This is a genomic window from Sphingobacterium sp. UBA7625 (genome assembly GCF_002484085.1).
In the GTDB taxonomy this organism is placed as follows: domain Bacteria; phylum Bacteroidota; class Bacteroidia; order Sphingobacteriales; family Sphingobacteriaceae; genus Sphingobacterium; species Sphingobacterium athyrii.
Genome location: NZ_DLJD01000026.1, coordinates 1 through 13,766, shown reverse-complemented (window position 1 = coordinate 13,766; position 13,766 = coordinate 1). Strand labels below are relative to the sequence as shown.

The following is a 13,766-nucleotide window of genomic DNA, read 5'->3' as shown; positions in this document are numbered from 1 at the left end:
AAGATTTCACTCAGTTTAGACTGTTAAAATTACTTTAAATATTAGCATTGGGCTATTAATTTCAAAAAATCACCCTTTATTGACATCCGCTTCACGTACCTATTTAAACTCCATCAAATATTCACAGTTTTAATTGGTCCCAGTATCACACTATACAATACAATTGTAAATAAATTATTAAGTTATTGTCCAAGGTCAAATCCAGTCAATCGTTTGCGCAACTCTCGAAAACGTTATAGTGTACATCCTACAAACAGGACAATAAAGAAATAAACAATATGTAAAGTGAAATATAAATTACATAAAATAAATATATTTTCATTTCATCGTTTTTCAAAAAAGAAGCGAATTAGGCATTGTCTTTTTGTTGGTTATATTTGAAAACGAAACAAATACCCTAAGTTAAAAACCATATGATTAAAAGGATTTTTTATACGCTTTTCTTTATTGGGATAACTATTCTGAATCTACAAGCTAGAATAGTCGTTCCGTTCAACGCAAACTGGTCGTTTAAAAAAGGTCCATTTTCTACCTCAGCATTAGATTATAACCAGACATTTGACGGGAGGTGGCAATTGGTTACCCTACCACATACCTGGAATGCGTCAGACATGCAGACAGCAGAGATCAAACCGGGCAGCCTTGGAAAAAACGAACGTTTTTATACCGGAGATGCCTATTACCGCAAAACATTTGTCCCCGGTATAGATTGGAAAGGTAAACGTGTTTTTATCCGATTTGAAGGAGTGAACACCAATACCGAAGTTTACTTAAATAATAAACCCCTTTCTGCCAAAACAGGAAAAAATGATGTTACTTACGATAACTCGCAACGAAATGGCAACTACAGTTTTGTCGGCAGACATCAGGGCGGCTATTCCGCTTTTGTCTTCGAATTAACCAATATGCTTCAATTGGGGGTGGAAAACGAGCTGTTGGTCAAGGTCAATAATGAAGCCAGTCCACAGGTTATTCCCGTAAACCACACCCTATTCCCGATGTACGGCGGCATTTATCGTCCTGTCGAACTTATAGTCACCGATGACATTCATGTTGCTGTGAATGACTTTGCCTCCCGAGGTATCTATATCACGCAGCAAAATGTGTCGAAGAAAGCAGCTGACATCGCGCTAAAAATAAAAATTGACAACAAATCCGGAAAAATACAACCGATCGAATTGCTAACAACCATTTTTGAAAAAGATGGAACCATAAAAGCAAAACAACAAACTGCGTATACATTGCCGCCACAGGGCCGTCAGGTCTTATCACAACAAATTGTGATCAAAAACCCACATTTATGGCAAGGACTGGACGATCCCTACCTCTACAAGGCTGTGACACAGATCAAAAAAGATGGTCAGGTCATTGACGAGGTAACGACACCCTTAGGCATCCGCAAATTTGAATTACGTACTGGCCAAGGTTTCTTTTTAAATGATATCAAGTATCCCTTATATGGGGTATGTCGACATCAGGATCGTTGGGGCAAGGGCTCAGCCCTGAGCAACGCCGACCACGACGAAGATCTAGCGATCATCAAAGAGATGGGCGCCACTTCCATCCGTCTGGCACACTATCAACAGTCAGCATATTTCTATTCCAAATGCGATAGTATCGGGCTTGTTATCTGGGCAGAGATCCCATTTGTGAATCGCGTGACAACATACGAAGACAACAACGCCCAACAACAGTTGAAAGAATTAATTCGACAAAATTTCAATCACCCTTCCATCTATATCTGGGGGATGCACAACGAAGTTTACTCGCCATCCGCCTACACGGTAGAACTCACGACCAAACTAAATGATCTCGCTAAATCCGAAGACCCAGATCGTTACACTGTGTCCGTAAGCGGATACAATGTAATTGACCATCCGGTTAACAACAATGCAGATGTACAAGGAATTAACCATTATTTCGGCTGGTATAATGGTGAACTGGAGGACAAATCCGATAAAGATGACGATGTAGCCGCATGGGCGCAACGTATAAGTAAAGAGTTCAAAGACTATAAAATCATCTTTTCTGAATACGGTGCCGAAGCAGTTCCTGATGATCAGGCGGAAGAAGTAGGCAATTTCGGAAATCAATGGAGCAATCCATCATTCTTTCCGGAGGAATATGCAACAAAATTCCATGAAGTCCATTGGGGTGTCATCTCCAAAAATCCTATTTTCCTTGGATCGTACGTTTGGAATACCTTTGATTTTGCTACACCAATTACAGCATTGAACGTCAATCCCAGAAATTACAAAGGCTTGGTTTCCTTTGACAGAAAACTGAAGAAAGATGGCTTTTATTGGTACAAAGCCAACTGGAGCAAAGAACCGGTATTGTATGTCACCCAACGCCGTATGATCAATCGTGGCAATGAAATTACCTCGGTTACCGTCTATTCCAATAGAGGCGAACCAACATTATTGGTTAACGGAACTATCAAAAAAGGTGTTACAAAAGGGCAAACAGATGTGCATTACATCTTTGACAATGTCAAACTTAGGAAGGGAGCGAACACGATACAAGCTCAGCTAACGCAAAAAGACGGAAAGGTATTGACAGATAGCATTCATTGGAATTATGACCCATCGTACAAACAAGATGCATCGGGACCAACCAAATCAAAAACCGAGCACGTAGGCCTCTGATACGGAGATTAAATAAACTGAAAAAGCACCACTCGTTAAGGGACGAGTGGTGCTTTTTTATGTAAAATAATTTTAGATTTATCATATCATCATTTTGAATCCACGTTTGTCCGGCTTCTCAGTACAGAAAAACCCAACGACCACTGACCGACATAAGACAACTGTTTACCGAGATTCTCTCCTGATTAGCCTAATGGCCCTCCCTCCTACAGCAAATCTCCACTACCTTTGAGGTATCAAATAAGAAATAAAAACATTAAAAAATAAACATCATGGCAACTAAGACAACATTCAGCATCAACAGCAAAACGATCACAAAAGCTTTTCAAGATCTTTTTGACTCATTTAAAAACTCACGTTTAAAGGTTTCTTCCAAAAATGGACAGGAATACCTAAACATATCCTTACTGCTGGCAGTGATCATTGGAATTTTCTTACCCGTAGCTTTTGTGGTTCTTATTATCCTCACTTTGGTTTGCAGCCTTCAACTAGCCATCTTACAAGAAGACAAACAGGAGAATGAAAAACAAAAAATGATTGAATTAAAATAAGCTGTACTTGACATAACTTTTAACGCGGACGGGATGCTTATTGCTAAGCATCCCGTCCTACCTTTAGGTATATCTTACATAAAGACCTGAAAATACATTATTCCAACGTTGGATTAAATTCTCCACCCCAATCTTTATTTTGCTTGATATTCGGATTCTTGTCGATCACCGATTGTGCGATCGGAAAGAAATAGTAGGTATCGGGCACCAGATTGACTTTATTTCCGGTACTAGGCACCTGCAATACATTGTACTTAAACTGATTTTCTTTCAGTTGATAAGTTTTGGCCAGATCTGCCGCCGCTTTAAGATCCATATCCGTTCCATTTGTATTTATTGCGATTGCTTCCACACCCTGTTTGGTTTTATTGTTCAGTACCGCAAGTTTGCGCAATCTGCGTAAATCCCAAAAACGATGGCCTTCAAAGCAGAATTCGATATTCCGTTCTGCTAGTATAGCCTCCCGCATGTCTGCCTTATTACCGGCAGTAATACCATAATTATTATCTGTTCCGGGTTCGATGCCAGCACGCATTCGGATCTGCTTTAAAAGCGACATTGCTGTAGCGAGATCACCCGTCTCATTTGCTGTTTCAGCATAATTCAATAGCACCTCTGCGTAGCGCATCAGCACAAAATCCACATCATACTGGGTTTCTACCTGCGTTTGCCGTAAAGAGAGTTTTGAGTTTTTTAGAATAAAAAAACCTGTATAGCGATCCCTATTCGAAGAAGTTGTGCCGGCTTTTGGATTTTCACCAAAATTGTCCAGCGCATCCGCAATCCCTAATGACGTATATTGTCTTTTACCGGTTTTACCAGAAACCTCATAAATTTTTCCATTCCAAACAATAGATTTGTCAAAACGAGGGTCACGATTCTCCCAATAGCTTTGCAAGAACTGCTCATCTGTTTTATGATATTTACTGGTTGGATCGGTATAGAGTTTACCATCTTTCATCGGAAATTCTTTTACAAAATCCCAGGTTGGTACAGCACTGGCAGTTCCACGGCTTTCGGAGCCAGGTCGCACCCCATTATCCCAGTTAGCAACTTTGTTGGGATAGGAGTTGATCACCGCAAAGATCACCTCAGGTCCCTTTTCCACCAATGCAATATTGTAGTAGTCAGCGGTCAGACCATAACCTTGTGCCTTCAACTGCTCATAAGCTTTTTTATTTACGGTGTTCGCTTCCGTCCAATATGCATTGCCATAGGGGTTTGAAGGATTAAATTGGGGCGAAGCCTTGTACAACAATATTTTCGCTTTAAAAGCTAGGGCGAAATTACCATCAATACGTCCATAATCTGCAGCTCCCTTTCCGATTGTCATGGGCAGATAGGTTATCGCTTCATCCAGATCTTTTATCATTAAATCAAAGCATTCTTTGGTACTGTTGCGCGGAACCTTCAGTTCATCGTTTTCTAGATCCTGTGGTTTTGTGATGTAAGGTACTCCTCCATGATACTTGACCATATTGAAATACATGTAAGCACGCATGAAAAGTGCCTGACCTAAAATGGATTTCTTGGTAGCTTCATTTAATCCGGTACTTTCGGACACTTTCTGGATAGCGGTGTTGATCTTGCGCATGGTTGTATAATCCCATGCTTTATAAGCGCTATTATTAACGGTAACAGCATTCAGGGGGAAGTTAATTCCGGCCAGCTGTTGTGAGTTATTATCAGCGCCGCTGTTCCAGTTGCCGAATAAGGTATATAAATTAGCCAGATAGGCATTGACGAGATTGGGGTCATTCCACACCTTATCTTCGTTCACCGAATTGAGATCCTCAATATCCAGCACATTTTTACAAGAAGCCGTTGTCAACAACAGAGCAACTAAGGGATAAAATATCTTTTTCATCTTTAAAAATCAATTAAAATTTAACATCTAGGCCCAAGGTGAATGTTTTCATCACGGGATAAGAATCGTACATTTTCTGTTCTGGATCATGAAATTCCTTCATTGGTGAGAAAACAAATAGATTGGTACCATTTAAGAATACGTTGACACTTTTCATTTTGATTTTTTCCATCATAGCCTGTGGCAGCGTATACGAAATATTTAAATCCCGCAATCGCATATAAGCTCCATTGCGGATCCAGAATGTTGAAGAAGCCGCCCCAGATTCCTGCCAGTTATAACCCACAGGACGCGGGTATTTGGCATCCGTGTTTTCAGGTGTCCAGACATCTGAAGTCCAGATCGGGTAATAAGGCCTAAAGGTATCCCCATGTTGGCGCATGCCTGCCCCTTCCTGATTACTGATTACACGATCATAGGCCAAAACCCCCTGAAATAAGGCCGAGACATAGAAACCATTCCAGCTGGCATTAAATCCAAATCCATAGTTAATGCGGGGCGTATTGTTCTCCGAAAGCAGCTGCATATCATTGTCATCAATAATGCCATCAGGCTGGTCCGCATAGTTCTGTCCACGGATATCTTTATACAGAATCATCCCAGGATAAGGATCACGTCCATAGGTTTTAAAGCCTTTTCCTTTTAGGGCATCCGCTTCGGCTTGCGTACGAACCAATCCCGAAGCTTCTAAACCAACAATGCGATTTTCAGGACGTCCCACTTTCGATAAGAAATTTTGCTTTCCACCTACTGCATAAGACGGTTCTTCATCAAAAATATCCCAACGGTCTTTCGCATATCCCATATTCGCATTTAGACCATAAGAAACTTCCCCGATCCGGTCGCTCCAATTGAATGAAATCTCTCCTCCCCGAAAGCTTCGGGCAGCATAGTTTTCCGGTGCCAGCGCACGTCCATAATTATCCGGCACCTTTATCCCTCTCGTTCCAAGGATATCGGTTTCCTTCCGGATAAATCCATCCAAGCTACCCGTTAGTTTATTCTGAACAAAACCAAAGTCGATCCCTACGTTATAGCTCTTTGATTTTGTCCAGGTCAGATTGGTTGTCGGATTATCCAGGTAGGTTATTCCGGTATAATAACTATCACCAAAAATATATCCTGGTACCGGAGTTCGGGTTCCTGTGCGTGAAGTGATGATCGAACTATATTTTTCCATGTAGGAATAAGGCAATATCGAATAACCTTCCACATCCACAAAGTTGCCCGAACTTCCATACGATGCTCTCAATTTTAGGTCGCTGACTGTATTTTTGATGGACGAAAAGAAATTTTCGTCCGAGATGCGCCAGCCCAGAGACATGGACGGAAAAAATCCCCAGCGTTTATCATTTGGAAACAAAGGTGAGCCATCATAACGAAAAGAGAATTCCGCAATATACTTATCCGCATAGTTATAGTTCGCCCGACCGATTACTCCGCGTCTTGCATCCATCAATTCAAAAGCGTCTGTCGATCGCATGCTCCTGTCGGTTGGATAGATATACATCTGATCCAACGGAATAATTGGATTTTCGGCACGCGATGTAATGTTGGTATTCCCTGATTTAAACTGCTCATAAACGACCAAGCCATCCACCGTATGTTTACCAAACTTGCGGTTATAGTTTAAAAACCAATCCACCTGGTATTGCCATTTTCGCTGTGGATTGTAGTCCATAAAAGGTTGTGCCTGACTGAAAGTAAATACGTTGGTCCTATCTTCTGAGGGCGGTGCAGGTATAAAACGGTTTCCATTCGGATTCAGGGAGGTGAATGTATAGTTCTTTTGGAAACTCATATAGCGCTTGCGCATATAATCCTCTGCCACATAACTTCCTACCAATTTTGTTGAAAGTCCTTCCAACAGTTTATCCAATTTCAAATTTAGTGTCATAATCGGATTTACCTGACGCACCTTACGATCGATATACCGGTCGCCAATCACCTGGTCAATCACATTCCAGGCCTGCCAGCTTCCCATCGGTGTCTGCACCGGATAAGCCGTTGGAGTATTGCTCGGCGTCCCATCCGCGGTCAGATAAAAGGGATACATCTTTGGCCAGTTGAAAGTAACGCGGTAAAAATCCGAAACATCGAAATCATCATCACTGGCGGATGTACTAAATGGCCAGAAGAACCTATTGGAATTCGTCTGATTGGCCGAGATATTAAAATCCATACTAAATGCGTCACTGATCTTCGCCGAAATATTGCTGCGGAGATTAAATTTTTCGTGATCCAGCGATTTATAAGATCCGTTTTCTTTCCGATAGCTCAATAAGGCATAGTAGGTAATCTTGTCCCCCCCACCGTTCACCGCAATAGATTGTCGGTGGCTAAAAGGGTTTCGCCAGATCACATCGTTGGCATTGTAATTCTTATCTTTAAAATAATCAAATTCACGTTGCCCATTGGGTGCGACCCAAGGTTCTGTTTTTTTCCCTTGTTCCCAGCGGAATTGGGAAACCCGATTCTGGTAAGTTAATTCATCTGTGGCGGTGGTCAGGTTGGCCAATAAGGTCTGCGTGGGTGAACTAAAGGAATAATTACTCTGCACATTGAACACCGGTGCTTGGGCTGTCCCTTTTTTGGTTGTCACCAATACAACACCATTACCTGCTCTCGTACCATAGACGGCGGCAGTTCCGGCATCTTTCAAGAAACTCATCTGATCTACTTCATTGGCTTCCAAGGCATCAAAGGCAGCTTTATCACGTACCACACCATCAATAACATACAAGGGTTCGACAGCGGCTCCACGGATACGCAGCGAAGAGGAAGCTCCAGCCATTCCTGAGGTATTGGTCACATTCACACCGGCAGCCCTTCCCGCTAATGTATTGGACAGATTGGATGGGGAAATATTTTTCAGTTGTTCAGAATTTACAGCGGCCACAGCCCCGGTTAAATTCCCTTTTTTTTGCTTACCATAGCCTACGATAACCACTTCTTCCAATGACTCTGCGTTGCTCACCATCGTTACGGCAATAGCTCCACTACCTACCGCGACTTCCTGTCGTGTGTAACCCTGATAGTTGATGACCAAAAAATCGCCCTGTTTGGCGCGAATAGAAAAGTTACCGTTAACATCCGTCGAAGCTTGTACCGTACTGCCCTTTACGGTGATGGTAGCACCTGCGAGTGGATCGCCTTTCTCATTTTTTACATTCCCTGAAATTTGCTGTTGATCGACATGAAAATAGTTCGATTTCAGGTTGCTCGCAAACAAAGTGGGGGACGAGCACAAAAGACCAAGCCCTAGGAGACTTAATGGTCTGACATTTCGGCAAAAAAGATAATTCTTTTTCATAATTAAGATGGAGGTTTAGATAATAGTTTACAAACAATTACTAAAGGTTTATTGGTGTCAAGTCTTTTGTGAAAAAATAACAAAAGATCATACGTTATTACAGGAAATTAAACAAAAGATTTTAAAAACAAAAATAAAATTCAACAAAACAAGTTAGAAACAAAGCTATTTTTTATGTTTCACACAGAAATTATTAAAATAAATCACTATCCACCACCTAAAAACCCAATGTTTAGACTCAAATTCAAAAAAAAGATTATCTTTCCATACAACAGAAGAGCTCGTGCGACCAGCAATAAAAAAGCAGCGACCAAGGCCGCTGCTTTTTATCCAATGGAGAAATAGATCGTATTATTTTTTCTCAATTTTGTTGAAAGGTATACCCGGCGACAGATTAAACGTGAAATTTCCTTTCGAATCTACACCACCAACACCCCTTATCCGTGCTCTAATTTCGTATTTTGCATTTGGATCATAGCTTTTAACAGTAAAATTGTAATAAAAAGGTTTAATTTTATTTGTCCCTCTAAACTTATCCGCAAGCGCATGATGGTCATCCTCATCGACAATACGGCCATCCTGTAGCAATTGGACACCATCAATCTCCAAAAAGTTCTTACCGTCCACAAAGAAAAAACCAGCTTGTGCCCTGCCGTTATCATAGATCTTTTTGGTCACATCAAAGCTAATCGTCGTATACTCCTCCTGAATATCCTGACTTGACCAAGTACCGGCAATATAACCGCCGGTATGGTAATAGTCAATCCGCATAGCATCTAAACGCGGCAGATTTGCATCCAGTCTACGACAAAATTCCGCATAATCTTTTTTTGACTTGGAAGCCCAGCCGATTTCAGCAACAGCAAGTAACCGCGGAAAATTCTGTACGTTCATATCCTTGATGTCCTGAGCGATGGCTGACCACATATTTCCCTGTACCCCCAGCACCAATTGACCTTCTGCCGGGGTCAGTCCGTTTGACGGGTCAAAATCATATACCCTTTTTAGGGAATTAACCTGGGGATAGGCTAGGTCGGTCATTGTACCGTCATTCCGGTCTGCTTGTGTAATATCAAAATACAAATGGGAGGCAGGTGTTGCCACAGCCTTAAATCCATCTTTGGTCGCCTCCTTTATCGCTTCCTCACCAAGCCAGCTCATAATAGCTGTATTTTTGGGAAGGTTCTTGGCGTCTGCTAAGATATCGTTCCATCCAATAGGCTGCTTTCCTTTCTGAACAATGATAGCCGATACGCGTTGTACAAAATAGCTTTGCAGTGCTTTGACATCCGCGATCTGGTGCTGTTTCATGAAATCCCTTACATGAAGTTCTTTTTCCCAAAGATCGTGACGGACCTCATCTCCACCGAAATGAATGTAGTTGCCCAGAAATAGGCCGGCAATCTCCGTAAACACATCATCCAAAAATTGGTAGGTCGCCTCTTTTGTCGGATCCAGTGTATTGGGTGTAAATTGATTGCCCCAATAGCCCCAGGAGGATACAAAAGGAAAGATATGATTTGGATAAGAATTCTTGTTCACACCCAATTCCGGATAGGCTAATATTGTTGGCCAGGAGTGCCCGGGTACATCAATTTCAGGAACGATTGTAATATTACGTGCCTTGGCATATTGCACGACTTCCTTTATTTCCTCCTGAGTGTAAAAACCGCTCCTTTCCGCAGGCTGCTTTTCGGTACGATGGAAGACAGTCGCATTCTCCGCGGTTAACTTCGGATATTTCTTTATTTCAATACGCCAGCCCTGATCGTCTGTGAGATGCCAGTGAAAGACATTCATTTTGTACAGAGCCATTACATCCAGATACTTCTTTATTGCTTTTACATCATAAAATGTACGGCTTACATCTTTCATATAACCTCGCCAATGATATCGCGGATAATCTTTGATATCTACGGCAGGGATGGTCCAAATAGATTGATCAACAGCACCGTTACTCGTCTCAATGGCTGGGGAAAAGAGCTGTCGGAGGGATTGTGTAGCATTAAAAAGGCCATCTGCTGTCTTTGCGCTCACCAATACTTTTTTGGCAGACACATGCAAGCGATAGCCCTCATCATTGGGTACGTCCAACTTTTTATCCAAAACAAACTCAATTGTATTGTTTGACTGATTTTTTAGCGTAATCGGAAAATGACTTGCCTGTCGCAATTGTCTGACAAATAGATCCACATCATTAACGCCGCAATTTTTAAAACTTAAGGTGGTTTGTTTATCTAATTGAAACACACCTTCTCCATAAGTTATTTCCTGTGGTTTTGGAATAATATTCACATGAGATTGCGCATGGCTTGCCTGCCAGGTAATCAACGACAGCATTGCTGAAATAATGATCTTTTTCATCAGATTAAAATTTGTTCTTAGGTTTTCAACTGTAAAATAGAAAATAAAAATTGTACTATGGGTGCACTCTCTTCAATCAAACGATTGTGTAAGTTTTTCGAAATGTAGCGATTAATTGACAGTTTTACACAGCGGCTTTCATTTTTAAGTCTTAAATTTGAGTTCCATACAAAGCAAAGAGGCTGTAATTAATTTATTGGTTGAAAGAATAACGACGTGAAAAATAATAGAAAAATATTCATTTTTAGGACAGTTTTAATTGCTTTCCTGATTCTTTCTTTGGTGTATATTGGCTCAATATTCACCTATCAATATATTGAATATCAAAAAACAGAAGCCCGTCTAAATAAAGCTTACGGTTCAAAAAATCAGTTAACCAGCTTATTTTATGAGCTTTTTGCGTCTTATAATGACGCCGGTAATGCGTTTCGCTCCTATACAGTGGATTTCAGTCCTGAAAATTTAGCAAACTATACGAAAAAACTCGATAGCCTCCGTTTTTATATTGACTCTCTCTCGACCCTCTCTTCCAAAAAGGGGATTTCCTTTTCGACCAATACACCATTGGAGCAGAACATCCATCTCTCCGACGAATTCGCCCGTATAAAGAAATCTGTTGATAACATGATATTCCTGGCAAAAGATTCCCTGTCTCTTTTGACTAAAACCAGCCGTACGTTGCGTCCGACAAACAACCGGATAGATGCGGATTCTGTGGTTAGTAAAATACTACGAGATACTGCCTTAAATGTCAGCAAAAAAGATACAATTGTCAGAAAAAAAGAAAAACTCTTCACCCGGATTTTCAAAGCAAAGAATGACACTTTAGTTGCTGACAGACTCGAACAGCAATTTAATGTCAATCAGATCAAAGCCATCCACAGCCAGATCCAAAACTTGATTGAGCAGAATGAATCCTTTTATAAACAAGATTTCAGCAAAATTCGTCGGTCTTTCTCCGAACTTCAAGTTAAGGAAAGACAGCTTCTACAATCGAATTATGCACTTTTTAGTACCATCAGCACTGCCTTGCTCAAAATAAAAACACATGAAGATGAGTCTTTACGGGCAGCCGAAATACAGGATTTCACCTTGTACAAGAAAAATTCAGCCATCTTCGGGAAGCAAGTCATTGCATCAATTATCCTGATGATTATTATGGTGACCTTAATTCTGTCCTATCATTACAATACCATCATTTATGAGCGTAAAATCACCGCTGCGAGAGATTATGCACTACGTACAGCCAAGGAAAAAACAGGTATACTCGCCAATGTGAGTCATGATGTACGGACGCCAGTCAATTCACTGATCAGCGTTATTGACTTATTAAAAAATAATACATCTAATAACCGCATTAATCCAGCACTATTGGATTCCATTACACAGGACATCCAAGTTATCAATGATACAGTTGAAGATATCCTCAATCTTGGCAAATTAGAAGCAGGTATGCTGGAAATTAAAGAAGAATACTTTTCACCGGCCAACCTCCTTGCCAATCTGATAAAAATGCAGCAAGCCCAAGCCGATAAAAAAGGCCTTCAGCTCATCAGTCATATTAACATTGACCGGGATATTTTAATCAAAAGCGGGGCATATCGATTGCGCCAAATTGTATCCAATCTCCTGAGTAATGCAATTAAGTATACCGACAAGGGGCAAATAGAGATAAAAGCATTTATCAGCTCCGAAGCAGAGAAAACCCTTCATATTCAAGTTATAGACACCGGAAAAGGCATTTCCGCTAAGGACCAAGAACATATATTTGAGCAATATTATATGTCCGACCTGAAGTCCAAAAACAGTTTTGGATTGGGATTACATATTTCCAAGCTTATGACTGAACAGCTCAATGGCACCCTAAGCGTAAAAAGCAAGCAAGGAAAAGGATCAACATTTACGTTGATCGTTCCCATTACTGATGAAAAGAAAAGCACGAATCAAATTTCCTCACAGGACAATCTATCAGAAAACTTACGTTTTGTGGTTATTGATGACAATGCAATCAATAATTTATTTGTTAAACAAGCCTTGCAAAATTTCAAAAATGTACAGGTTTTTCAGGATCCCCAACATGCGATAGACTATCTGCAAAAGCATGCAAGTGACATTGTGATCACTGACCTTAGAATGAAAGGTCCGAGTGGTTGGGACATACTAAATACAGTTAAAGAAAACAATACTACTCAGGGATTAAAAAGTAAAGTCATTGCATTGACATCAGACGCGTCACAGGTGATCACACAGGCACCTGAAGGACAGAAGCATCATTTCGATGGGGTTATGGTCAAACCTTTTAATTTGTCGACCCTTGTGCAAATTTTAGCAACTATGTCATAGATCCTATTAGTGGGTATAGTGCAATGATCCTTATAATTTACAGAAGCATCGCCTATTTTAGAGAAATCAAGCCGTAATGGCTTAATCAGCTATTAAAGGGCGACAGCAGAACCTGCGCCCTACACCATATCCCCGCAGTCGGGCCTGAATTTTTTTCAAAATTCCTACCATTATATTTCACGCAGCTGAGCACATGTTTGCAAATACCAATTTCATCCTATTACGGCTTTATGCCACTTCTCTGATTGGCTATCATCAACGGCAATAACCATAGCGTGCAAATCATTTGATTCCTCACCTTTTCCTGTACATCAGATAGAAGAAAATGTTTTTTCATCCATATCACTTGCACTACTTATGGATACAGCCTTCATCAATACAGTGTTAACGTCGGGTAATCTTCAATCGGACGGGCATCCCTAACAGCCAGATGTATTCGAGACCTGTTATGGATCCTGAGCGTAACTCAGTCCTTTGGAGCAATGTTAAGCTAGCGGGTTTCCAGGCCTCCTGTTCCTGGCCGGTTTCCCCGGACTTCCACGCCCGACACTTCTTCATAGAGAACATCGGCCGGAAGCATAGTATCGGCAAAGGGAGAGATAAAAGAACCGGGGGGCAAATAAAAGATCTTCCGGAAAGGAGATATGACCTAAACGAGAGAAGCCCTTGACTGTTTCCAG

The 13,766-nt window shown here is 41.0% G+C and carries 6 protein-coding genes; 3 read left to right on the top strand and 3 right to left on the bottom strand.

Going from position 1 to position 13,766, the window contains the following annotated elements:
- The first annotated feature begins 413 nt into the window (after positions 1–413).
- Positions 414–2,648, top strand: coding sequence for a glycoside hydrolase family 2 protein (locus B4G94_RS10620; RefSeq protein WP_286858782.1), 2,235 nt, complete (start codon positions 414–416; stop codon positions 2,646–2,648).
- Positions 2,649–2,920: 272 nt separating this feature from the next.
- Entirely contained in the window at positions 2,921–3,199 is a 279-nt protein-coding gene (locus B4G94_RS10615) for a DUF4342 domain-containing protein (protein ID WP_286858780.1), read from the top strand.
- A gap of 97 nt (positions 3,200–3,296) precedes the next feature.
- On the opposite strand, the gene B4G94_RS10610 is transcribed toward B4G94_RS10615, so the two are convergent.
- The 3 genes from B4G94_RS10610 to B4G94_RS10600 form a co-directional block, all read right to left on the bottom strand.
- The gene (locus B4G94_RS10610) at positions 3,297–5,066 is read right to left on the bottom strand and encodes a RagB/SusD family nutrient uptake outer membrane protein (protein ID WP_286858778.1); all 1,770 of its coding nucleotides are present in this window, start codon (positions 5,064–5,066) and stop codon (positions 3,297–3,299) included.
- 13 nt (positions 5,067–5,079) lie between these two features.
- The gene (locus B4G94_RS10605; RefSeq protein ID WP_286858777.1) at positions 5,080–8,379 is read right to left on the bottom strand and encodes a SusC/RagA family TonB-linked outer membrane protein; all 3,300 of its coding nucleotides are present in this window, start codon (positions 8,377–8,379) and stop codon (positions 5,080–5,082) included.
- Positions 8,380–8,730: 351 nt separating this feature from the next.
- On the bottom strand, positions 8,731–10,743 hold the full coding sequence (locus B4G94_RS10600; RefSeq protein WP_286858776.1) for a beta-N-acetylhexosaminidase: 2,013 nt from the start codon (positions 10,741–10,743) through the stop codon (positions 8,731–8,733).
- A gap of 216 nt (positions 10,744–10,959) precedes the next feature.
- Between B4G94_RS10600 and B4G94_RS10595 the strand changes: the two genes are divergently transcribed.
- Positions 10,960–13,086 carry an ATP-binding response regulator gene (locus B4G94_RS10595; protein WP_286858774.1) on the top strand — a complete coding sequence of 709 codons (2,127 nt, stop codon included), beginning with the start codon at positions 10,960–10,962 and terminating at the stop codon, positions 13,084–13,086.
- The last annotated feature ends 680 nt before the right edge of the window (positions 13,087–13,766 follow it).